Raw genomic sequence first — 23,806 nt, 5'->3', positions numbered from 1 at the left:
GCACTCTTTTTAATCAAAATTATAGTTATATGATAAAAGGCATTTTAAATGGAAAATTGGCAAAGGGCATTTGTCTTACATACTCGTACTTATAGTGAAACAAGTCTATTAGTCGATTTATTTGTTGAAAATGCAGGAAAAATAACGGTGTTAGCCAAAGGGGCAAGACGTAAAAAATCTTCATTGAAGGGCATTTTACAACCTTTTACCCCCATTATTGTTCAATATTCTGGTATGGGTGAAATAAAAACTTTACGACAAGTTGAAGGTATAGCGCTAACGTTGCCGCTTTTTTCTGTATCGTTATACAGTGCTTTTTATTTGAATGAGTTATTGCATCGAGTTTTAGTCCCCGAAGTTGGCGTACCTACACTTTTTGAACACTATCTTAAAAGCTTGCAACAATTAGCGCAGCTAGTTCCGGCTGAAAATGTGTTACGTTCATTTGAATTAGCATTATTAGAAAGTTTAGGCTATCACATTGATTTTTTTCATTGTAGTGCAACGGGGGATGAAATTATCGAATCGATGTATTATCAATATCAGTCAGAAAAGGGCTTTATCAGTAGTTTACTTGAAAATAGTACCAGCTTTACGGGTAAAGAAGTATTGGCATTAGGTTATCGTCAATTTTGTGATGAGGATACATTAAAAGCGGCTAAACGGTTTACTCGAATGGCATTAAAGCCTTATGTTGGTTCAAAACCATTCAAAAGTAGAGAGCTGTTTCTGAAAATTTAAGAATTATTTACTATAAAAAATGATTACCCTTCTTTTGATAATTCACAAACTAATTTATCAAGTTGATTGGCAAATTTTTCTCTATCCTTGTTTGAAAATGCAGAAGGACCTTTAGATTGTATACCACTAGCCCGCATAGTTTCCATAAAGTCTCGCATCACAAGTCGCTCTTTTATGGTTTCTAATGTGAAAGGTTCACCTCGTGGTGTTAGCACAAAAGCCCCTTTATGAAGCACATCAGAGGCTAATGGAATATCAGACGTGATTACTAAATCATTTTTTTCAACTAATTCAACTATTTTATTATCAGCTTCATCAAAGCCATTTACTACCTGTAATCTTTTTATAAACGGAGACGTGGGAATAGTTAACCATTGGTTTGCAACTAAAGTTATAATTATTGATTTACGATTCGCTACCCGATATAGGATTTCTTTAATAGGGTTAGGGCAGGCATCAGCATCAATCCATATTTTCATCATTTTTCATAATCAAATTTTTCATTTACAGGCAGAAAATTATAAACTTTAATCACTCTACAAAGTAACTTATTTTTAATTGAGTTAATCAATTTTATTGTTCTCATAATGAGTTGATAAAACAGTGACAAGATAAAGCATATGTTTATTTGAAAAATAGCACATAAATGGTATTATACACGGTCAATTTTTTATGTACGCATGTGCGCTTTCGTGTGGCGCACCACTGTTATAAGGATTTTATATGCCAATTATTACTCTTCCTGACGGAAGTCAACGTCAATTTGATAAGCCTGTTAGTGTTTTAGAAGTTGCTCAAAGTATCGGAGCAGGCCTTGCCAAAGCGTGTATTGCTGGGCGAGTTAATGGTGAACGTAAAGACGCTTGTGATTTGATCGAGCATGATTCAACTCTAGCGATTATCACATCAAAAGATGAAGATGGACTTGAAATAATTCGTCACTCATGCGCTCACTTGTTAGGTCATGCAATAAAACAGCTATGGCCAAATACGCAAATGGCAATTGGGCCAACAATTGATAATGGCTTCTATTATGACGTCGATCTAGATCACTCTTTAACTCAGGAAGATCTTGATGCATTAGAAAAACGTATGCATGAATTGGCCAAAAAAGATTATGAAGTAAAAAAAGAAGTGGTGAGCTGGGAACGAGCAAGAGAGGTTTTTTGGGAACGACGTGAACCTTATAAAATTGCAATCTTAGATGAAAATATTCCTAAAGATTCTACTCCAGCACTTTATCATCATGAAGAGTATATTGACATGTGCCGCGGTCCTCATGTTCCTAATATGCGTTTTTGCCACCATTTTAAATTACAAAAAGTTGCTGGCGCTTATTGGCGTGGTAACAGTGATAATAAAATGTTACAACGCATTTATGGCACAGCTTGGGCAGATAAAAAACAATTAGATAGTTATCTGCAATTTTTAGAAGAAGCGGCTAAACGGGATCATCGTAAAATCGGTAAGCAGCTTGATCTTTACCATATGCAAGAAGAAGCGCCAGGAATGGTGTTTTGGCATAATGACGGTTGGATTATTTTCCGTGAGCTTGAAGTATTTGTTCGTACCAAATTAAAAGAATACGATTATCAAGAAGTGAAAGGACCTTTTATGATGGATCGTGTTTTATGGGAAAAGACAGGGCATTGGGGTAACTATAAAGAATTAATGTTTGTTACCTCTTCTGAAAATCGAGAATACTGTATTAAACCAATGAACTGTCCGGGACATGTTCAAATTTTTAATCAAGGTTTAAAATCTTATCGTGATTTACCATTACGTATGGCTGAATTTGGTAGCTGTCATCGTAATGAACCTTCTGGATCTTTACATGGTTTAATGCGTGTTCGTGGTTTTACCCAAGATGATGCCCATATATTTTGTACAGAAAGTCAAATTCGTAGTGAAGTAAATAGCTGTATCAAAATGGTTTATGATACTTATAGTACTTTTGGCTTTACAGACATAACTGTAAAATTATCAACTCGTCCGGAAAAACGAATTGGTAAAGATGAAACATGGGATTTAGCAGAAAAAGACTTGGCTGAGTGTTTAACTGAAAATGGCATAGAATTTGAATATTTACCGGGTGAAGGTGCTTTCTACGGACCAAAAATCGAATTTACTTTACACGATTGTTTAGGTCGTGCATGGCAATGCGGAACAGTTCAGCTTGACTTTATGTTACCAGAGCGTTTAGATGCAACTTACGTGGGTGAAGATAATGAGCGTCATGTTCCTGTCATGATTCACCGCGCAATTTTAGGATCAATGGAACGTTTTATGGGAATTTTGACAGAAAACTGTGCGGGATTCTTCCCTACTTGGTTAGCACCATTGCAAGTTGCAGTTATCAATATTACCGATAATCAAGCTGAATATGCTAAACAATTGACCGAGAAACTGCAAAAAGTTGGAATTAGAGCAAAAGCAGACTTGAGAAATGAGAAAATTGGGTTTAAAATCCGCGAGCATACTCTAAAACGTGTTCCTTATATGTTTGTCTGTGGTGACAAAGAGATGGAATCAGGTAAAATATCAGTTCGAACTCGTCAAGGTAAAGATCTTGGTAGCTTTGAAGTGAAACATGTTATAGAATTGTTGCTTAACGAAATTCATAGTCGTTCATTAGAACAGATGAATTAAAGATAAATTAATTTGGAGGAATGAGATATTAAAGTCAGTAAACGAATTCAGTCAACACGTGCGCATAAAATCAATGATGAAATTACTGCTCGCGAGGTGAGATTAACCGGCGTCGATAGTGAACAGCTCGGTATTGTTAGCTTGGATGAAGCTTTAAAACAAGCTGAAGAAGCTGCTTTAGATTTAGTTGAAATAAGCCCTAATGCAGAACCACCTGTTTGTCGAATTATGGATTATGGCAAGTTCCTCTATGAAAAAAGTAAAGCAACAAAAGAACAGAAGAAGAAGCAAAAGGTTGTTCAGGTTAAGGAAATTAAATTCCGACCTGGTACAGACGAAGGCGACTATCAGGTAAAACTCCGCAGCCTGATACGCTTTCTTGAAGATGGCGATAAAGCTAAAGTCACGCTACGTTTCCGTGGACGTGAAATGGCTCACCAGCAGTTAGGGACTGAAATGCTTGATCGCATTAAAGAAGACTTAGCTGATTTGGCAACCATTGAATCTTATCCAACTAAGATTGAAGGTCGTCAAATGATCATGGTGCTTGCGCCGAAGAAGAAATAATGGTTCATCAAGCTAATTCTTAATTTTATTGAGAATTACACCATTTTTTCATTGTCATTAACAATGCGAAGTAGGAATTAGTAAAATGCCTAAAATTAAAACAGTAAAAGGCGCAGCAAAGCGCTTTAAAAAAACAGCTTCTGGTGGCTTCAAGCATAAGCAAGCTAACAAAAGTCATATCCTAACTAAAAAATCAACCAAACGTAAACGTCATTTACGTGGTTTGACAACTGTGTCAAAAGGTGATTTAGGTTTAGTTGTAGCGTGTGTTCCATACGCTTAATTTGTTGGTTAATTATTTAGAGGATATTATTTATGGCTCGTGTTAAACGTGGTGTTATTGCTCGTGCACGTCACAAGAAAATTTTAAAACAAGCAAAAGGGTATTACGGAGCTCGTTCACGTGTATATCGTGTTGCTTTTCAAGCGGTAATCAAAGCTGGACAATATGCTTATCGTGACCGTCGTCAACGTAAACGTCAATTCCGTCAATTATGGATTGTACGTATCAATGCAGCAGCTCGTCAATGTGGTCTTTCTTATAGCCGTTTCATCAATGGATTAAAGAAAGCATCAATTGAAATCGATCGTAAGATTCTTGCTGATATTGCTGTATTCGACAAAAATGCATTTGCTGCATTAGTCGAAAAGGCAAAAGCTGCACTATAATTGCTTTATAAGAGCCGAGTTATCTCGGCTTTTATCGTTATGGATAGCAATAGTTATTTTAACAAAGTGAATTAATGATGATATTAATTATTTTTCGTTTCTTTTTTAGCTTTAATGACGATATGCATTCGTGAGGCAAATGAAAAACGAAAGATAATTATAAAAGCCTCAGAAAGAGGCTTTTTTTATGTAATGAACAATAAGCAGGAGAATTTTATGTCTCAATTAGTTGAACTGGTAAGCAATGCCAAATCCGCTATTGAAAGTGCTGATGACATTAATATGATCGAACAGATCCGAGTGGAATATTTTGGTAAAAAAGGCTATTTTACGTTACAAATGGCTTCATTACGTGATGTTCCTGCGGAAGAGCGACCAGCTGTAGGTCAAAAAATTAATGATGCTAAACAAGAAGTTGTCGAATTATTAAATCAAAAGCGAAGTTTCTTAGAGCGTCAAGCTCTTGATGCGAAGCTTGCCAATGAAACAATTGATATCACTTTACCAGGTAAAACACTTGAACTCGGCGGCCTACATCCTGTCACCAAAACGATTCATCGTTTAGTTGAGTTTTTTGGCGAACTCGGGTTTGTTGTTGAAACAGGTCCAGAAATTGAAGATGATTATCATAATTTTGATGCATTAAATATTCCTGCTCATCATCCTGCTAGAGCAGATCATGATACTTTTTGGTTTGATGCTAAACGTTTATTACGTACTCAAACTTCTACCGTACAGATTCGTACCATGGAAAATCAAAAACCACCAATTCGAATCATTGCACCGGGCAGAACTTATCGTAATGATTACGATCAAACTCATACACCAATGTTCCACCAAATGGAAGGGCTATTAGTTGATAAAAATATTAGTTTTACCCATTTGAAAGGGCTATTACATGATTTTCTTCACTGCTTTTTTGAAGATGATATGGAAATTCGTTTTAGACCCGCTTATTTTCCGTTTACCGAACCTTCTGCCGAAGTTGATATTAAAGCTAAAAATGGTAAATGGTTAGAAGTATTAGGGTGCGGAATGGTACATCCTAATGTATTACGAAATGTAGGTATCGATCCAGACGTATATAGTGGTTTTGCCTTTGGTATGGGAATCGAAAGATTAACTATGTTACGTTACGGTGTCACTGATTTACGTTCTTTCTTTGAGAATGACTTACGTTTTTTAAAGCAATTTAATTAATTCTGGAGATCAAAACATGAAATTTAGTGAAAGTTGGCTACGTGAATGGATCAATCCAGAAATAAGTAGCGATACCTTAGCCGATCAATTAACCATGGCAGGCTTAGAAGTTGATGATGTTGAGGAAGTGGCAGGTAACTTTTCGGGAGTTGTAGTCGGGAAAGTTGTTGAATGTAAGCAACATCCAAATGCAGATAAGCTAAGAGTTACCAAAGTAGATATTGGAAAACCAGAATTACTCGATATTGTTTGTGGTGCTCCAAATTGTCGTCAAGGATTAACTGTTGCTTGTGCAACTGTTGGTGCAATTTTACCCGGTGATTTTAAAATTAAAGCCGCAAAATTGCGAGGTGAACCATCAGAAGGGATGCTCTGCTCTTATTCAGAACTTGGAATAACGGACGATCATAATGGCATAATTGAATTACCTGATGATGCTCCTTTAGGGCAAAATATTCGTGAATACCTGAATCTTAACGATGTTTCAATTGACATCAGTGTAACGCCAAATAGAGCTGATTGTTTTGGAATCATTGGTGTCGCTCGTGATATTTCAGCAGTGAACAATATTCCAATGAAATCACTTCAAGTTGAAAGCGTGCCTGCAACAATTTCAGATACATTATCAATCCAAATTGATGAGCCTAAAGCTGCACCTCGTTATTTAGGGCGTGTTATCAAAAATATCAATGTAAACGCATTAACCCCACTTTGGATGAAAGAAAAATTACGTCGTGGTGGAATACGGTCTATTGATGCGGTTGTCGATATAACAAATTTTGTTTTGTTAGAGCTTGGTCATCCAATGCATGCATTTGATCTTGCCGAAATAGAAAAGGGCATTATTGTGAGATATGCTCGAAAAAGTGAAAAAGTTGTTTTACTTAATGGCAATGAAACTGAATTGAATGATCAAACTTTAGTTATTGCGGATCATGATAAAATACTTGCCTTAGCCGGTATTATGGGCGGAGAAAAATCTGGTGTGACTCAATCGACGAAAGATATTTTTCTTGAATCGGCCTTCTTTGCACCATTAGCTATTACCGGGAAAGCTCGTGAATATGGTCTGCATACTGAAGCGTCTCATCGATATGAAAGAGGAGTTGATCCAGCTTTACAAAGCATTGCGATGGAAAGAGCAACACAACTTATCCTCGATATTTGTGGCGGTGAGGTCGGACCGATTGTTGACAAAACCAGTTCAACTGAATTGCCAAAATCAGCTAACATACAACTACGCCGTAATAAAATTGATAGCATAATTGGTTATACAATTGATACACAAAAAATCACTGCTATTTTAGAAAGACTTGGATGTAAAGTTAATTATAAAAATGAAATTTGGTCAGTTGAAGCACCAAGTTGGCGTTTTGATATACAGATAGAAGAAGATCTCGTTGAGGAAGTGGCGCGTATTTATGGATATAACAATATTCCAAACGCCAACTTAAACATTGAGTCTGTCATGCAACCAAAACCAGAAGGTCAAATTTCATTAGCTAGAATAAAAGATTTATTAGTTGATAAAGGTTATCAAGAAGCTGTAACTTACAGTTTTGTTGATCCAAAAGTACAACAAATTTTGCATCCTGATTTAAACCAAATTCACTTACCTAATCCTATTTCAAGTGAAATGTCAGTTATGCGTTTATCATTATGGACTGGATTATTAGGCGCAGTGTTATATAATCAAAACCGACAACAATCAAGAATTAGACTGTTTGAAACTGGTTTACGCTTTATTCCAGACGATAAATGTGAATTTGGTGTTCGTCAGGAACAAATGTTATCGGGTGTAATTACGGGTAATTTATATGAAGAACATTGGACATTACCTAAAAAAGCTGTTGATTTTTATGATCTAAAAGGGGATATTGAGTCAATATTTTCGATTCTAGGATGTGCTCAAGACGTACGCTATGAAAAATCTAATTTGTCTGCTTTACATCCTGGACAAAGTGCCGCTATTTTTGTAAATGATGAAATTATTGGTTATTTAGGTGTTTTGCATCCAGAAATTGAAAAAAAATTATCTTTAAATGGTAAAACGCTTGTTTTTGAAATAAATTTAGCTAAAATTAATAACAAAAAGGTACCGTCGGCTCAGGACGTATCAAAATATCCGTCAAATAAACGAGATATTGCTATTGTCGTTTCAAATACAATTCCAGCAGCAGATATTATTTCTGAGTGTAAAAAGGCTGGTGGTGAGCAACTTATCAAAGTTAATCTGTTTGATGTTTATCAAGGCGATAACATTAAGGATGATGAAAAAAGCCTTGCTATCAGTTTGATTTTACAAGACAAATCACGTACACTTGAAGAAGAAGATATAACAAACATTGTAAGCAGGTGTGTTACTGCTTTACAAATTCGTTTCAAAGCCCTATTAAGAGAATAATAATTATGACATTAACTAAAGCTGATATTGCAGATCGTCTTGCCGATAAATTTAATATTGATCGTCAAGAAGCTAAAGTCCTTGTTGAACTTTTTTTTGAAGAGATACGAGTGGCTTTAGAAAAAGGGGAACCTGTTAAATTATCTGGGTTTGGTAATTTCACTATTCGTGATAAAAATTCACGACCGGGTCGAAATCCAAAAACGGGTGAAAGTGTAGATATCTCTGCTCGTCGGGTTGTTACCTTTAGACCAGGAATTAAATTTAGAGATCGCGTAGAAAAAAACCTAACGCTTTAAAAGTTAGGTAAGTATTCGTGTGATAATTAAACGACCTTTTTTTGATTGATTAAAGAAAGGTCGTTCAATTTTTTTTATTAAAAAAATGTTTGTATTAATTAATTGATTCAAGCATAATACGACCTCCTCAATGGAGGCTCTATGGGTCCTCTTGCAACATTTCTTTGCTCATCAGGTCAGGTCCGGAAGGAAGCAGCCAAAGTAAAAAATATGTGTGTGGGATGTGGCTGATAGGGTCTCCTCCAAACTATCTGCAATGCTTTAATCTTTTCAAAAATAAAACTAACTAACTGATCATTCTATATAACAACATATAGCCATCCTATCTAATAGAAAGAAGTATTTTTGTTGAATTAATATAATAGGCAATTTTCTAGGCTTTTTTATTAAAAGCTAAAAACAATATGGAGTAGATTTATGATGCGAGTAGGGCTATTTATACTGACTAACTTAGCAGTAATGTTTGTCTTTGGTATTATCCTAAGTATATTGGGGGTAGATGCTCACAGTACTTTAGGATTATTGATTTTTGCAGGTATATTTGGCTTTGGTGGTTCATATATATCTCTTTTATTCTCTAAAACAATAGCATTAAAATCGGTTAAAGGAAAACTGATTAAACGTGCGGCCAATGCTCAAGAACAATGGTTATTAAATATTGTTCATCATCAAGCTGAACAGCTTGGTTTAAAAATGCCAGATGTGGCTATTTATGAAGCTAATGATATGAATGCATTTGCTACAGGAGCAAGTAAAAATAGTTCATTGGTTGCCGTTAGCTCTGGTTTATTAAGTACGATGTCACAAGATGAAGCAGAAGCTGTCATTGCTCACGAAATGAGTCACATTGCTAATGGAGATATGGTTACAATGACTTTATTACAGGGGGTGATTAATACATTTATTATTTTTATATCCAGACTATTAGCTTCATTGGCAACTCAAGCTATGGATGAACGTAATCGAGGATCATCCCAAATGATTTATTATCTAATTGTTATGGTCTTTGAAACCGTTTTTGGTATTCTGGCAAGTATTATTACTATGTGGTTTTCACGATACCGAGAATTTCATGCTGATGCTGGTTCGGCAAAATTGGTAGGTGCAAATAAAATGATTGCTGCATTAGAAAAGCTAAAAACAAGTTACGAACCTAAAGAAGATTCATCAATAATGGCATTTTGTATAAATGGTGCGAAAAAAATTAAAATTTCAGAACTATTTATGTCTCATCCGCCATTAGACAAACGTATAGCGGCTTTAAAAGCACGAAATTATTTTAAATAGAGATCACAAAATAATATTTTATTAAATAAAAGTATTAACCCGTTATTATTGACAAGTCTAAGTGAATTCACTATAACGCTTGTCAATAAAATAGAACACTAAAAATTATAAGTATTTTTGAGAATAAACGATGTCACAGATGGATCAATATCAGAATAAAAACCAATTAGAATTACTAAGTCCTGCAAAAAATATTGAAATTGCGATGCAGGCAATTTTACATGGTGCAGATGCTGTATATATAGGCGGGCCTAGTTTTGGCGCTCGTCATAATGCAGGAAATTCGGTTAGTGATATTGCAAAATTAGTTGAATTTGCACATCGTTATTACGCTAAAGTTTTTGTTACGTTAAATACGATTCTTCATGATAATGAATTAGAATCTGCAAGACAATTAATTTGGCAATTCTATCATGCAGGCGTTGATGCGTTAATCGTGCAAGATATGGGTATTTTAAATTTAGATATTCCACCAATCGACTTACATGCCAGTACGCAAATGGATATTCGAACGCCAGAAAAGGCAAAGTTTTTATCCGATGTTGGTTTTTCGCAAATTGTATTAGCACGTGAATTAAACTTAAATGAAATTACGACTATTTTTAAGCAAATAGATGCAAAAATAGAGTTTTTTATTCATGGTGCGTTATGTGTCGCTTTTTCCGGGCAATGCTATATTTCACATGCGCAAACTGGGCGTAGTGCTAATCGTGGAGATTGCTCACAGGCTTGCCGATTGCCTTTTACTTTAAAAGATGATCAAGGACGTGTTGTTGCTTACGAAAAGCATTTGTTATCGATGAAAGACAATTATCAATCAGATAATTTAGAATCGCTAATCCAAGCTGGTGTAAGATCGTTTAAGATAGAAGGGCGTTATAAAGATTTAACTTATGTAAAAAATATTACTGCACATTATCGACAAAAATTGGATAACATCCTTTCAAATTCATCGAATTTAACGGCTGCTTCTAGTGGCAAAACAGAATACTTTTTTACACCAGATCCCAAACGAACATTTAACCGTGGTAATACAGACTATTTTGTTACTGGTCGAAAACCTGACATTGGTGCTTTTGAGTCGCCAAAATTTATTGGATTACAAATTGGTGAAATAACTAATGTAACCGCTCAGTATATTGATATTAAATCTGAAAAAATGTTAACTAATGGTGATGGTCTAAATGTCCTCATTAAACGAGAAGTGTTTGGATTTCGAGCAGATAAAGTCGATAAATTAGGTGCTAATCAATATCGGGTTTATCCTAATGAAATTCCTAAATCGCTTAATACCATCAAATTGCCTTTTATTGTTAATCGTAATTTAGATCATTTATGGCAACAAAACTTACTCAAAGATTCAAGCGTTCGTCGTATTGGTGTTTCGTTTGTGTTGTCTAATATCGATAATGGAATTCAGTTGAAAGCCAAAAGTGAGGAGGGTATTTGTGTCGAATTAGATCTGATTGGTCAATTTGATTTGGCGAATCAAACTGATAAAGCGTTAAAAAATATTCAAGATAATCTATCTAAACTTGGGCAAACTATTTATTATTTGTCTGAGCTTATTATCGATTTATCGATAATTTATTTTATTCCCAGCAGTCAACTTAATCAATTAAGACGAGACATTATTGAAAAATTAACTTCAGCAAGGTTAGCAAGCTACCAAACCAATAAGCGTAAGCCTGAAACTAACCCAAAACCAATTTATCCCGATAATCAATTAACTTATTTAGCTAATGTCTATAATCATAAAGCCCGTGAGTTTTATAAACAACATGGTGTTCAATTAATAGAAAGCGCATATGAAGCTCATGAAATTAAAGATGATGTTCCTTTGATGATAACAAAACACTGTTTGCGATTTGCGTTCAATTTATGTCCGAAACAAGCTAAAGGTATTCAAGGTGTCAAAACAAAAGTCACACCAATGAAATTAATACAAAATAATAATGAAGAGCTCATTTTGAAATTTAACTGTAAAGCATGTGAAATGCAAGTTTGGGGTAAAATTAAAAATCATGTTTTCAAAATGCCATTGTCAGGAAGCGAAATTATTTTCATATCTAAATAAAATGCTTTGGTTTTGGTTCATTCAAATTTCAATACATTTGTTTCAAATAATTTTTGGTTACAAATAAACATTCAACTTTAGAAATTTTGGCAAAAAATATTAAATGCTAAAGTATGAATGTTGATGTTAATTAGGAATAGGTTATAACTCAGTAAGGCAATAAATAGTATTATCATCAGATAAAATAACAGAATTTATTGATTCCTAAACAATAAATATTATTTAACATAATATACATTATCCGCACCAAGATAAACGTACGTGAATTTTCATCATTCAGCTAACCATTTATGACGCTAATTTAAATATCTGTGGCATTTTGTACCAATCAGGAATTGGACAATCAGATACCGTAACCTGTCGGATTTCTCGAACAGAAATCGGGCTAAATTTTGCCAGATTGCAACGCTGTGCTATATCAATGCCGATTTTTCTCAAACGTGCTCTGTGTATTTGAACCTGTGATTTGTTAAAATCAAATGTTTGTCCATGCGCCCATTGAATCGCATACATTGCATTAGTATTTGCTGAACGTGTGGTTTCTACTACGCTACACCTTATTAATTGTTCGCTGATAGTTTCAAAATCCCCAGTTTTTTATCTAAATACAAAAATTCATCATGTAATTCATTTAATCGTTCATAGTTTGATAATCCCCAATAATGTGAAAACATATCTGTATGAATTTTGTTATGCGTTCTAGATAATAAATGTTACATTATTATTTAGGATTAGGATTTTGATTAAATCGTTTTAAGGTTTGGTAATTTTGACAGTGATTTTACGATAACCGTTTCAATTATTTTTAAGAAAAAGGATTCCGGGTAATTGCATTTATAGTTAGATATAGATAATGAGTTAAACAAAAATATGACAATTAATAATGATATGGTTTTAGCTGTTCCAATAGCTATTTTATTGGTTATTTTGATATTATGTATGAGTTATGTTGATAGAACTTATCTAAATAACAAGATTGAAAAACTTTTTAAAAAAAGAAAATTTAGAATTATTTTGGCTGTTATCATAATATTTATTGTACTTGTCTTTTTTGATGGTAAACATAAAGGCTTATTTTTTATGATTTAACGGATTGTATTTAGCCAGTTGGGTATTCTATAATAAATTAATAATTATTATTAATAAGTGAATTTTAAAAAAATTAACTTAAATTCGTAATTATAAATCATTGAACTAGATTTAATTTTCTACTTATAAATCTTATATAACGCCCTATTCTTCATGAACATTAAGTAGCCATATGAATGAAAAAAAATTTAGATTTTATTGTTTTTAATCAATTGGATAAGATTTGGATAATGTATATTATGTTAAATACAATCATTATTACGAACTTAAAATGATTTTCAGTTATATCTCCGTTTTGCTAAACCCTACTTTCAATTCAAAATTGATTAAAAGTTCTTTAACTATCAGATCAAACCGTAATTTAACCTTTTAGAGTGATAGTCAATATCATAATATAAAATCGATTATCTTTAGTATATAATTGCTAACACCTATTAATACTTTTCATTATTATGCTTATTTTAATGCTTGCCTTCTGTTAATTTAAACTAAATGAACGTTTTGTTGATTAATAATTTAAACTATATGAATTGGCCAATTGTTGTTTTATCATAAAAATATGTTACTCTTGGCTAGAACTGAACTTGGATTAATGATTAATTTATTATGCAAACTACCAATAAGAATATACGATCAAAAAGTTATTCAGTTCCTTGCGAATTATGCAGTATAGGCTCTTTATGTCTACCAATGTTATTAAATAATACTTTAAATAATGTTTTGGAACGTAAAAAGACTTATGCTAAAGATGAACTCATAGTATCCAAGAGCACTGATTTTACTCGGTTTTTTATTATTCATTCTGGTGCTGTAAAAACCTATGTTACAACATCAGACAATAAAGAACAGATTAATGGCTTTTATCTACCTGGTGATATTGTTGGACTGGATTCTATATCAACTAAAATATATAATAACAACATTAAAGCGCTTACTAATACTTTAGCTTGTGAATTGCGTTATGAAGAACTAATGTCTTTAGTTGAATCAAATGCTTGTGTCAGAAGCATGATATTTAGGTTATTAAGTAATGACATTTATAACTATCAAAAATTAATTTTATGTTATTCTCAGAAAAAGGCTGATGAACGCCTAGCCTATTTTATATATTCTCTTTATAGAAGATATGAAAATCGTGGTCACACATCACTAAACATAAAGTTATCTATGAGCCGTAGTGATATAGCAAATTATTTAGGTTTAACGATTGAAACTGTTAGCCGAATTTTGTCGAAACTACAAGAACAAGATATTTTATACGTTAAAGGCAGATATATTTTTATTAAAAATTTAAATGCGCTAATAAGTTTAGGTAACTGATTTTTTTATGTTAAAATAACAAATATTTAATATACGATTTAAAAATTGTAAGGTTTATAGAATATGACGAGTTTAAAGAAAACACTTATTGCTGCTATGGTTACATTTGTTCCTATGTATTCTTATGCGGCTCAGCAGTTAACTGAAGAACAAGCAAGCAACTTGCAGTCTTTCAAACAAATTTCTGTTCGAGGTGCATTTTATACTGATAGCGATTATGTGTTGGCTATGTCTAAAGCAGCAGACAAAGAAGGTGCTGCGTCTTTCTATATTACAACGACAAATATCAGCCCTTCTAATGATACTTTGCGTATTGTTTATGCTAAATTGTACAAAGCTAATGCACCTAAAGCCGAAGAGAAAACTGACAACTTTCGCCAATTTGGTGGAGTCTACGAATACCCTAAATCTAAAGCTATTCGCCTAGAACCTTATGATATTGTTCGTATTCGTGGTTATTTCCCAAGTGAATATGATATTAATCAATCAATTGCAAAAGAAGCTTTAAACAAAGGTGCTTATGCTTACTATATTGATAATCGTTCAGAATTAGGAAGTAATTTGCAGGTTGTTGCCTATTTATTTAAGAAAGATGCACCAGAACGTAAACTTCAACCTGAAAATGCAATCCCTTATGATTCCGAAGCAGGACAATTAGCTTTAGCCCAAGGTGGCGAAGCCGCAATGCAAGTTGAAAGACCGGGGTATTATTCACCATCTGCATTTAATGAAAAGTTTTATGCTGATAAATTTAATAACAAAGTCAAAGTTATCGATACAGCTTCTTCTACTAATTCGACTGCAACGACTATTACAACAGCACAAACTAATACTTCTACTTCAGAAAAACCTGAAGTCATAAGCGAACCACAGCGTGTGAATCGTTACACTGTCACTCTTTCGGATGGTCGTAAAATTCAAGAATTAAATGATGGAACAGCAGCTAAAATGGTTCCTTTCAATACAATAAAATTCCGTGGCTACTATGTCACAGATCAGGAAATTTCATATCAAGCAGGTAAAAGAGCGATAGAAGCTGGTGCCAAGTATTATCATATTGCTAGAATTGCACAAGATACAAATGGCCCTAATATTACCGTGTTTGTTGACTTATATCGTTAATCTTTAATTTGGGCGCATTAGCGCCCTTCTCTATTAGGCTAATTTATTATAATTCTGATTTTATCAACTCAATCTGTTGTTTAATTCTTTTAGCTGATATTGGGTAAGGAGTGCCTATCTGCTGTGCAAATAAGTTAACTCTTAATTCTTCTATCATCCAGCGTATTTCAAGAACACGATTATCTAATTTCTGATTTTTTGAAAGGTAACTTAAAAAGTGATGATAATAATTCTGAATTTCTTCAATAATATTCATTGATTGTCTATCTTTTGCCGTATTAAGCATTAATTTTTCAATTCGCTTTTCAATTGCGGATAAATATCGATAGATATCATTTAATCTGTGGTAACCTGATTGTGCAACAAACCCCTTATAAACTAAATGATTAAGCTGATTTTTAATATCAGATAAGGCAAAAGCTAAAGATAAATCGACACGCCCTTTCAACCTTTTATTAATATTAAAATGAAGTGTTAAGATGGCTTCTACTTGTTTGGCTATATCAACCACAACTTGGTTAATATTCGCTTTTGTATACTCAAGTAATTGTTGATACTGCTCAGCAGTTTGAATAGGTTTATTATTCCTTTCAATCAAATAGTCAATTCCACAGGCTATACAATCATCAATAAGATCGAGTACAGTACCAAATGAGTTAAAATAGAGACCTAATTTAGATTTATTCGGTAATTTTTCATGTAAATATTTGATTGGTGAAGGAATATTTATCATGAGAAGACGTCTTAAACCAAGTTTAGTTAATCGCTGTTGCTCGATTTGATTATCGACTAACTTAATACTGACTGATTTATGATCATCTACAATGGCTGGATATGCTTTGACTGTGTAATTTTTTTGTTTTTCTTCATAAATAGCCGGTAGCGTACCAAATGTCCAATCGGTTAGGTTATTTAATTCAATTGGATTTGCTGATTTTTTAGTAGTCAATGAGGATAATGCTGATTGTATTTTAGTTTTTAATTGCTCTTTTAAAAGATTAAGATCTTTGCCATGAGCCATTTCATTACCTTGATTATCTATAATGCTAAAGGTAATTCTTAAATAATTTGGAACTTGATCCCACTGCCAATCCTCATGAGTAATTTGAACCCCCGTCATTTTTCGAAATTCATGCTCTAATGTTTCAAGTAACGGATGTTTGATCGATGTTACTCTACTTAAGAAAGCTTCAGCATAATTAGGTGCAGGAACCAAACTGCGCCGTAAAGACTTAGGTAATGATTTAATAAGGGATACTATCAATTCTTTTCTAAAACCGGGTACTTGCCAGTCAAATCCATTATTTTTGATTTGATTCAATATATCAATAGGAATTCTAACAGTGACACCGTCACGTTTATTACCTAAATCAAACTCATAATTAAGAGGCAGTTTGAATTGATCTTGATACCAATAATCAGGGAACTGAGTTAAATCAATCAATTGTGCTGATTGGTTAATTAACATCTGTTTTTCAAAATTGAGAAAATCAGGTGAAGTTTTTTGCTTTTGCTTCCACCAATTGTCAAAATGTTTAACTGAAACAATTGATTTATCAATACGCTGATCATAGAAATCAAATAACTGATCATCATCGATTAAAATGTCTTGACGACGGGATTTGTGTTCAAGATCTTCGACTTCATTAATCAACTTTTGGTTTAGTTTATAAAATTTATGATTAGTAATCCAATCCCCTTCTACCAAAGCATGTCTTATAAAAAAGTGACGGGATAACACAGGATCTATCTGGCTGTAATTTACAATTCGATTTTGGACTATAGGCAATCCAAATAATGTCACTTTTTCATTTGCAATTGTAGTGCCCTTTTTTTTTGACCACCTAGGTTCACTATAGCTGTATTTCACTAAATGTTTAGCTATGGGTTCAATCCATTCTGCATCAATTTTAGCTACTGTTCTCCCCCATAGTCGGCTGGTTTCAACAAGCTCACTGGCAACGCACCATTTAGGTTGAGTTTTAAATAACACTGAATTTGGAAAAATGGCAAACTTGATATTTCGAGCACCAAGGTATTCGTTTCTTTCAATCTCTTTTAAACCAATATGTGAAAGTAGACCACTTAATAAAGCCACATGTAATGATCGATAATCTGCGGGTTGACTATTGATTGGAAAAGATAATTGTTTAATGGTCTGACGAATTTGAGTATAGACGTCTTGCCATTCACGAATGCGGAGATAATTCAAATACTCTTTCGGGCATAACTTTCTAAACTGATTACCCGATAACAGGGTTTGTTGCTCTTGAATATAATTCCATAAATTAATAAGAGAAATAAAATCTGAATCTTTATCTGCAAAACGTTTGTGCTTCTCATCAGAAGCCTGTTGTTTATCAAAAGGGCGTTCTCTTGGGTCTTGAATTGACAACGCTGCGGTTACTATCATAACTTCTTTAGTGCAACCTAATCGTCTTGCTTCAACTAACATTCTGGCTAATCTAGGATCAATCGGTAATTGTGCCAAAATTTTGCCTATTTGAGTTAAATGGTATTGATGATGCTTGGTGAATATGGCACCAAGTTCTTCTAATAAACGAATTCCATCACGAATATATTTTGAATCGGGAGCCTCGACAAAAGGAAAAGCAGCTATATCACCCAAACCTAACGATGTCATTTGTAATATGACAGAAGCAAGATTTGTACGTAAGATTTCAGGGGCGGTAAATTCAGGGCGAGATAAAAAATCTTGTTCATCATAAAGACGAATACAAATACCATCTGAAGTACGTCCACATCGACCTTTTCGTTGATTAGCTGAAGCCTGCGATATAGGTTCAATCGGTAAACGTTGAACTTTAGTTCGATAACTGTAGCGACTTATTCTGGCCAATCCAGGATCGATGACATATTTAATTCCAGGTACGGTTAATGAAGTTTCCGCTACATTGGTAGCAAGCACAATGCGTCGTTTAGAATGTGGTTGAAAAATACGGTTTTGCTCGGAAGCAGATAACCTAGCGTATAACGGTAATATATCGGTATGACGTAATTCAAGCTTGTTTAGTGTATCGGCTAAATCACGTATTTCTCGCTCACCAGTTAAAAATATTAAAATATCACCTGAACTCTCTTTTGATAACTCATCAATTGCATCAATGATAGGTTGAAAATCACTATTTTTGTTAATCTCTTTATCATCTTCGTTATCATATATTGGCGGACGATATCGTACCTCGACAGGATAGGTTCTTCCAGATACTTCTATAATAGGCGCATGATTAAAATGGTTAGAAAATCGCTCAACATCAATGGTTGCAGACGTTATGATCACTTTCAAATCAGGGCGTTTAGGTAACAATTGTTTCAGATATCCCAAAATAAAATCAATATTAAGACTACGTTCATGAGCTTCATCGATAATGATAGTATCGTATTGCAATAAAAGTTTATCTTTTTGAATTTCAGCCAGCAAAATGCCATCAGTCATTAATTTTATCAATGTAGTATCACTAACCTGATCAGAAAATCTGACTTTATAACCGACTAACTGCCCTATTTCGGTATTTAACTCTTCCGCTATGCGATTAGCGACAAAACGGGCTGCAAGCCGCCTTGGTTGGGTATGTCCAATATATCCTTTTACACCTAAACCTAATTCTAAACAGATTTTAGGAATTTGTGTTGTTTTACCGGAACCAGTTTCACCTGCAATAATTACCACTTGGTGCTGCTGAATCGCATGGTAAATTTCTGATTTTTTTTCAGCCACAGGTAAATTAGACGGATATTCAATCTGTGCAGGTAAAGACGTCAATCTTGCTTGATAATGTGAAACAGCTTGAGTTACCGCTAAATTGATTTTTGCTAGATCTTGATTATTCTTAGCAAGCTTCAATATTTTATGCTTGTCTAAGAAAGTCATTGATTCTAGAAATTTAATTTGCTGTTGAGATAACATAAAGAGTAAAATATTTGTAAGTAATTTTAATTAAATCTATTATAACAAATTTAAACTATCATTAGGAGTTAAGATGAAAAAGACATTACTATTAACATCAATATTTGTAGGAGCTTTAGTAGTAACTGGATGTGGAGAATCAAATAAAATTAAAGCTGAAGATTTGTTACATCACCATTTTGTATTGGTAAAAGCGAATGGACAAGATGTTTCTTCAGATAAAGCTGCAGAACTTGAGTTTGGCGAAAATATGAATATTACTGGAAAAATGTGTAACCGATTTGTCGCAAAAGTCACCTTAGAAAATGAAACAATCAAAGGTGCAGGCGTTGGTATGACAAAGATGCTTTGTAATGATGAACAATTAGATAAGTTAGATGGCATTATTACCCAAATGATTACAGAAGGTGCAAAAGTCAGCTTGAACAAAGATCAATTGACATTGAAAAATGAAAGTAATGAACTCATTTATCAACTTAAAGATCTGATGTAATAGCAATGAATGTCGTTAAGAACATCTTGCCATTTGTATTCGTTAATTAGGATGATTCTTCTTTTGTTTTCGTCAAATATAATCTAGTTTTTTTGATAAAAAACTTTATTTAAAGTGTGGTTAAGACTATAATAAACACAGATTTTTAAGGATATATATTTTTTGATGAAAATATTTAATTTTTCAAAGATTGCAGTTAATACAAGTAACTTTTTGGGTTACTGCTAACTTATTACATACCAATGCATGGGCATTGGTTTTTTTTTGCGTGAACATAATTAAAAACAGTTTATTTAAAATTAAACTTCAACCTTAACAACTAGTAGATAATATTATGAAAAAGACAAAAATCGTTTGTACTATTGGACCAAAATCAGAATCAAAAGAAATGCTAGCTAAGTTATTAAATGCAGGCATGAACGTAATGCGTTTGAACTTTTCCCATGGTGATTATGAAGAACATGGAAATCGTATCAAAAACCTACGTGAAGTCATGCAAGAAACAGGTTTAAAAGCAGCAATTATGCTTGATACTAAAGGTCCTGAAATTCGTACAATTAAATTGGAAGGTGGGAATGACGTTTCACTAGTTGCAGGTCAAACATTCACATTCACAACTGACGAAACAGTCATTGGGAACGCTGAGCGCGTAGCTGTAACATATAAAGGTTTTGCTCAAGATCTCAAAGTGGGTAATCGCGTTCTTGTTGATGATGGCTTAATTGCGATGGAAGTCAAAGAAATAAAAGGCAACGAAGTCATCTGTACTGTATTGAATAATGGTGATTTAGGTGAAAACAAAGGTATTAATTTACCTGGTGTTTCAATAAAATTACCGGCACTTGCAGAAAAAGATAAAAATGACCTTATTTTTGGTTGTGAACAAGGTGTTGATTTTATCGCTGCGTCATTTATTCGTAAACGCTCAGATGTTGAAGATATTCGCGCACATTTGAAATCTCATGGCGGTGAAGAGATTAAAATTATCTCTAAAATTGAAAACCAAGAAGGATTAGATAATTTTGATGAAATTTTGGAAGCGTCTGACGGTATCATGGTTGCTCGTGGTGATTTAGGTGTGGAAATTGCGGTTGAAGAAGTTATTTTTGCTCAAAAAATGATGATTCAAAAATGTAATAAAGCTTCTAAACCTGTTATTACTGCAACTCAAATGCTTGACTCTATGATTAAAAACCCACGCCCTACTCGTGCTGAAGCGGGTGACGTGGCAAATGCCATTATTGACGGAACTGATGCAGTCATGCTTTCAGGCGAAAGTGCTAAAGGTAAATACCCATTAGAAACCGTTAATGTTATGGCGACTATCTGTAAACGTACAGACATTACCATTCCTGCTTCTTTAGAGCTTACTGCCAAAGAAGAAAAATTACGTATTACTGCGGCTGTTTGTTGTGGTGCGGTAGAAATTGCAGAACGTCTAAGTGCGCCTTTGATTGTTGTTGCAACTCGTAGTGGTAAATCTGCTCGTGAAGTCCGTCATTATTTCCCTAGAGCGCGTATTTTAGCATTATCATCAAGTCAAAAAACGGTTAATCAATTAGCCCTAACAAAAGGTGTTGAGCCAATTTTAATTGATGCTATTAATTCAACAGATGATTTTTACCGTTTAGGTAAAGAGTTAGCTGTAAAAATTTGTGGTTTACAACAAGGTGATACTATTGTCATGGTATCAGGTGCTTTAGTACCAAGTGGCACAACGAATACCACTTCAGTTCACCGTATTTAGGTAAAGTTGCTTTAAAGCAAAAATTGTTTAATATATTTAAATTAAAAGCTAGCGTTATGCTAGCTTTTTTTTTAAGTTAAGTTATCCTGTATTAAATTTCATTATTGTATTTTAAGAGATAAAGAATGCTACAAGAAAAAGTGTATTTTCCCAAAGAACTTAGTTGGCTTGCTTTTAATCAACGTGTTTTACAAGAAGCAGCAGACAAAAGTAATCCACTTATTGAGCGTGTTCGATTTTTAGGCATTTATTCCAGCAATCTCGATGAATTTTATAAAGTACAATACGCCAATTTGAAAAAATATGTATTAATTGAACAGGAACAAGGACAGTCCGCTACTTCTAACGCAAAGTTATTATTAAGGCAAGTTAATCAGAAAGTCATACAACTTGAACTCCAGTTTGATCAACTGTATAACGAATTATTACTTGAAATGGCAAGAAATCAAATTTTCTTAATTAATGAGAGACAACTTTCATCTTATCAGGAAGATTGGATAAAAAACTATTATAAACAGAATTTAAGACAATACATTACCCCAATATTACTGGATAGTCACACAGAACTGATCCAATTTTTAAAAGATGATCATGCTTATTTGGCCGTTGAAATTATCTGTGATGAAAAGATAAGTTATGCCCTGCTTGAGTTACCAACCGACAACGCACCTCGATTTGTACTTTTGCCGTCAGAAGTATCAACCAAAAATAAATCAATTATCTTTTTGGATAACATCCTTCGTTATTGTTTATCTGATATCTTCAAAGTCTTTTTTGATGCCACAGAACTGAATGCATATTCAATCAATATCAATCGAGATGCAGAATATGAATTAAATACAGAATTAGACAGTTTATTAGAATTAATGTCTCAAGGATTGAAGCAGCGATTGACGGCACAACCTGTTCGTTTTACTTATCAAAAAGATATGCCTAAAGCATTATTTGAGTTATTAATCAGTAAATTAAGATTAACTGAACAAGATGCCATGCCAGGTGGACGTTACCCTAATTTTAAAGATCTGGCTAACTTTCCTGATCTTGGTGGAAAAAACCTTTTAAATAAACGATTACCGAGTTTGGCTTATAATCGCTTTAAAAAGTTTAGAAATGCGTTTGCGACGATTAAAGATCGTGATGTACTTCTTTATTACCCTTACTACTCGTTTGGGCATGTATTAGAAATTATGCGACAAGCTTCATTTGATCCGGCTGTAACCCATATCCGCATGAATATCTATCGGGTAGCAAAAGACTCACGATTTATCCATGCAGCAATTAATGCTGCTAATAATGGTAAAAAAGTCACCGTAGTGGTTGAACTTCAGGCTCGATTTGATGAGGAAGCAAATATTAAATGGGCAAAAAGACTACTCAGTAGTGGAATCAAAGTTATCTATTCACAACCCAAACTCAAAATTCATGCCAAACTATTTTTAATTGATCGTCGTGAAGAAAACAAGATTGTTCGATATGCACATATTGGATCGGGGAATTTCAACGAAAAAACTGCTCGTGTGTATACAGATTTTTCATTATTAACCGCCGATCCAGCCATTACAGACGAAGTAATAAAAGTGTTTAATTTTATTGAAAATCCATTCAAGCCAGTTTCGTTCAATCATTTGCTTGTTTCCCCTCAAAATACGCGTTTGCGTTTTCATGAATTTATTGAAAGAGAAATTCAAAATGCCAAAGCAGGAAAACCTTCAGGCATCTATTTAAAGCTTAATGCGATCACTGATAAAGAGATGATAGACCAGTTATACCGTGCATCATGCGAAGGTGTAAAAATTAGAATGATTGTTCGAGGAACCTGTGTTTTAGAACCTCAAATTCCCAATCTGAGTGAAAATATATATGTAACTAGTATCGTCGATCAATATTTAGAGCACGCACGGGTATATATATTTGAAAATGATGGTAAAAAAGATACTTTCATCTCCTCTGCTGACTGGATGCCACGTAATTTGGATAACCGCATAGAAGTAGGTGTGAAGATATTTGATCCTATCTTAAAATCAACTATTCATGATATTTTTAATATCCAATGTAATGATAATGTCAAAGCACGAATTATTGATAAAGAAAACATGAATAATTATGTTCAACGCGGTAATAAGAAAAAAATTCGAGCACAGCACGCTATTTATGATTATTTAAAACAATTAGAAGCCAAACAATAAGGATATCTAAACGTGAAGAAATCTAATG

The 23,806-nt window shown here is 33.6% G+C and carries 18 protein-coding genes and 1 other RNA gene; 16 read left to right on the top strand and 3 right to left on the bottom strand.

Going from position 1 to position 23,806, the window contains the following annotated elements:
- Positions 1 to 48: 48 nt before the first annotated feature.
- A complete protein-coding gene (gene recO / locus ACGH6P_RS02575) occupies positions 49 to 741 on the top strand; it encodes a DNA repair protein RecO (protein WP_267359779.1) in 693 nt (230 codons plus the stop codon).
- 23 nt (positions 742 to 764) lie between these two features.
- On the opposite strand, the gene ACGH6P_RS02570 is transcribed toward recO, so the two are convergent.
- Positions 765 to 1,220 (bottom strand): YaiI/YqxD family protein, encoded by a 456-nt coding sequence (locus ACGH6P_RS02570; protein ID WP_267359777.1) that lies wholly within the window; start codon positions 1,218 to 1,220, stop codon positions 765 to 767.
- Positions 1,221 to 1,464: 244 nt separating this feature from the next.
- On the opposite strand from ACGH6P_RS02570, the gene thrS reads away from it, so the two are divergent.
- The 10 genes from thrS (at position 1,465) to ACGH6P_RS02520 (ending at position 11,893) form a co-directional block, all read left to right on the top strand.
- Entirely contained in the window at positions 1,465 to 3,390 is a 1,926-nt protein-coding gene (gene thrS / locus ACGH6P_RS02565; protein WP_267350967.1) for a threonine--tRNA ligase, read from the top strand.
- Positions 3,391 to 3,417: 27 nt separating this feature from the next.
- Positions 3,418 to 3,957 (top strand): translation initiation factor IF-3, encoded by a 540-nt coding sequence (gene infC, locus ACGH6P_RS02560; protein WP_065557737.1) that lies wholly within the window; start codon positions 3,418 to 3,420, stop codon positions 3,955 to 3,957.
- 85 nt (positions 3,958 to 4,042) lie between these two features.
- Positions 4,043 to 4,240, top strand: a complete 198-nt coding sequence (rpmI, locus tag ACGH6P_RS02555; protein ID WP_065557738.1) for a 50S ribosomal protein L35 — start codon at positions 4,043 to 4,045, stop codon at positions 4,238 to 4,240.
- Between the two features lie 32 nt (positions 4,241 to 4,272).
- On the top strand, positions 4,273 to 4,626 hold the full coding sequence (gene rplT / locus ACGH6P_RS02550; protein WP_024496189.1) for a 50S ribosomal protein L20: 354 nt from the start codon (positions 4,273 to 4,275) through the stop codon (positions 4,624 to 4,626).
- Positions 4,627 to 4,842: 216 nt separating this feature from the next.
- Positions 4,843 to 5,826: a phenylalanine--tRNA ligase subunit alpha gene (pheS, locus tag ACGH6P_RS02545; protein WP_267350965.1), complete on the top strand. Its 984-nt coding sequence runs from the start codon at positions 4,843 to 4,845 to the stop codon at positions 5,824 to 5,826.
- Positions 5,827 to 5,842: 16 nt separating this feature from the next.
- Complete coding sequence (gene pheT, locus ACGH6P_RS02540; RefSeq protein ID WP_411596659.1) at positions 5,843 to 8,230, top strand: phenylalanine--tRNA ligase subunit beta; 2,388 nt, start codon at positions 5,843 to 5,845, stop codon at positions 8,228 to 8,230.
- Between the two features lie 5 nt (positions 8,231 to 8,235).
- Positions 8,236 to 8,529, top strand: coding sequence for an integration host factor subunit alpha (locus tag ACGH6P_RS02535; protein ID WP_065557741.1), 294 nt, complete (start codon positions 8,236 to 8,238; stop codon positions 8,527 to 8,529).
- A gap of 140 nt (positions 8,530 to 8,669) precedes the next feature.
- An RNA gene (ffs, locus tag ACGH6P_RS02530) (signal recognition particle sRNA small type) lies at positions 8,670 to 8,765 on the top strand.
- A gap of 181 nt (positions 8,766 to 8,946) precedes the next feature.
- Complete coding sequence (gene htpX, locus ACGH6P_RS02525) at positions 8,947 to 9,816, top strand: protease HtpX (protein WP_267359771.1); 870 nt, start codon at positions 8,947 to 8,949, stop codon at positions 9,814 to 9,816.
- 139 nt (positions 9,817 to 9,955) lie between these two features.
- Complete coding sequence (locus ACGH6P_RS02520; RefSeq protein ID WP_411596696.1) at positions 9,956 to 11,893, top strand: peptidase U32 family protein; 1,938 nt, start codon at positions 9,956 to 9,958, stop codon at positions 11,891 to 11,893.
- Positions 11,894 to 12,181: 288 nt separating this feature from the next.
- Here ACGH6P_RS02520 and ACGH6P_RS02515 read toward each other — a convergent pair whose 3' ends face one another.
- Positions 12,182 to 12,406, bottom strand: a complete 225-nt coding sequence (locus ACGH6P_RS02515; RefSeq protein ID WP_411596658.1) for a phage/plasmid replication protein — start codon at positions 12,404 to 12,406, stop codon at positions 12,182 to 12,184.
- 1,182 nt (positions 12,407 to 13,588) lie between these two features.
- Here ACGH6P_RS02515 and ACGH6P_RS02510 point away from each other — a divergent pair.
- Positions 13,589 to 14,302 (top strand): helix-turn-helix domain-containing protein, encoded by a 714-nt coding sequence (locus ACGH6P_RS02510; protein WP_411596657.1) that lies wholly within the window; start codon positions 13,589 to 13,591, stop codon positions 14,300 to 14,302.
- 63 nt (positions 14,303 to 14,365) lie between these two features.
- On the top strand, positions 14,366 to 15,424 hold the full coding sequence (locus tag ACGH6P_RS02505) for a YdgH/BhsA/McbA-like domain containing protein (protein WP_267350954.1): 1,059 nt from the start codon (positions 14,366 to 14,368) through the stop codon (positions 15,422 to 15,424).
- A 46-nt stretch (positions 15,425 to 15,470) separates the two neighbouring features.
- On the opposite strand, the gene hrpA is transcribed toward ACGH6P_RS02505, so the two are convergent.
- Positions 15,471 to 19,352 (bottom strand): ATP-dependent RNA helicase HrpA, encoded by a 3,882-nt coding sequence (gene hrpA, locus ACGH6P_RS02500; protein WP_411596656.1) that lies wholly within the window; start codon positions 19,350 to 19,352, stop codon positions 15,471 to 15,473.
- Positions 19,353 to 19,425: 73 nt separating this feature from the next.
- Here hrpA and ACGH6P_RS02495 point away from each other — a divergent pair, with 73 nt between their 5' ends.
- From ACGH6P_RS02495 to ppk1, 3 genes are all read left to right on the top strand, one after another.
- Positions 19,426 to 19,845 carry an META domain-containing protein gene (locus ACGH6P_RS02495; RefSeq protein ID WP_411596655.1) on the top strand — a complete coding sequence of 140 codons (420 nt, stop codon included), beginning with the start codon at positions 19,426 to 19,428 and terminating at the stop codon, positions 19,843 to 19,845.
- Between the two features lie 334 nt (positions 19,846 to 20,179).
- Complete coding sequence (pykF, locus tag ACGH6P_RS02490) at positions 20,180 to 21,592, top strand: pyruvate kinase PykF (protein WP_267350949.1); 1,413 nt, start codon at positions 20,180 to 20,182, stop codon at positions 21,590 to 21,592.
- Positions 21,593 to 21,717: 125 nt separating this feature from the next.
- Positions 21,718 to 23,778: a polyphosphate kinase 1 gene (gene ppk1, locus ACGH6P_RS02485; protein WP_267350947.1), complete on the top strand. Its 2,061-nt coding sequence runs from the start codon at positions 21,718 to 21,720 to the stop codon at positions 23,776 to 23,778.
- Positions 23,779 to 23,806 lie beyond the last annotated feature (28 nt).

It is taken from the genome of Gilliamella sp. CG25 (assembly GCF_046635705.1).
Classification (GTDB): Bacteria; Pseudomonadota; Gammaproteobacteria; order Enterobacterales; family Orbaceae; genus Gilliamella; species Gilliamella apicola_I.
Note: the sequence above shows the minus strand (reverse complement) of the source record. Positions and strands in the feature narration are given on the sequence as shown.

Coding starts and splice junctions, on each gene's coding strand:
- ACGH6P_RS02520 (WP_411596696.1), top strand. CDS start 9,956: ATGGATCAATATCAGAATAAAAACCAATTAGAATTACTAAGTCCTGCA.
- pykF (WP_267350949.1), top strand. CDS start 20,180: ATGAAAAAGACAAAAATCGTTTGTACTATTGGACCAAAATCAGAATCA.
- ppk1 (WP_267350947.1), top strand. CDS start 21,718: ATGCTACAAGAAAAAGTGTATTTTCCCAAAGAACTTAGTTGGCTTGCT.
- thrS (WP_267350967.1), top strand. CDS start 1,465: ATGCCAATTATTACTCTTCCTGACGGAAGTCAACGTCAATTTGATAAG.
- ACGH6P_RS02570 (WP_267359777.1), bottom strand. CDS start 1,220: ATGAAAATATGGATTGATGCTGATGCCTGCCCTAACCCTATTAAAGAA.
- pheS (WP_267350965.1), top strand. CDS start 4,843: ATGTCTCAATTAGTTGAACTGGTAAGCAATGCCAAATCCGCTATTGAA.
- ACGH6P_RS02535 (WP_065557741.1), top strand. CDS start 8,236: ATGACATTAACTAAAGCTGATATTGCAGATCGTCTTGCCGATAAATTT.
- recO (WP_267359779.1), top strand. CDS start 49: ATGGAAAATTGGCAAAGGGCATTTGTCTTACATACTCGTACTTATAGT.
- ACGH6P_RS02510 (WP_411596657.1), top strand. CDS start 13,589: ATGCAAACTACCAATAAGAATATACGATCAAAAAGTTATTCAGTTCCT.
- ACGH6P_RS02505 (WP_267350954.1), top strand. CDS start 14,366: ATGACGAGTTTAAAGAAAACACTTATTGCTGCTATGGTTACATTTGTT.
- rplT (WP_024496189.1), top strand. CDS start 4,273: ATGGCTCGTGTTAAACGTGGTGTTATTGCTCGTGCACGTCACAAGAAA.
- pheT (WP_411596659.1), top strand. CDS start 5,843: ATGAAATTTAGTGAAAGTTGGCTACGTGAATGGATCAATCCAGAAATA.
- ACGH6P_RS02515 (WP_411596658.1), bottom strand. CDS start 12,406: ATGTATGCGATTCAATGGGCGCATGGACAAACATTTGATTTTAACAAA.
- hrpA (WP_411596656.1), bottom strand. CDS start 19,352: ATGTTATCTCAACAGCAAATTAAATTTCTAGAATCAATGACTTTCTTA.
- htpX (WP_267359771.1), top strand. CDS start 8,947: ATGATGCGAGTAGGGCTATTTATACTGACTAACTTAGCAGTAATGTTT.
- rpmI (WP_065557738.1), top strand. CDS start 4,043: ATGCCTAAAATTAAAACAGTAAAAGGCGCAGCAAAGCGCTTTAAAAAA.
- ACGH6P_RS02495 (WP_411596655.1), top strand. CDS start 19,426: ATGAAAAAGACATTACTATTAACATCAATATTTGTAGGAGCTTTAGTA.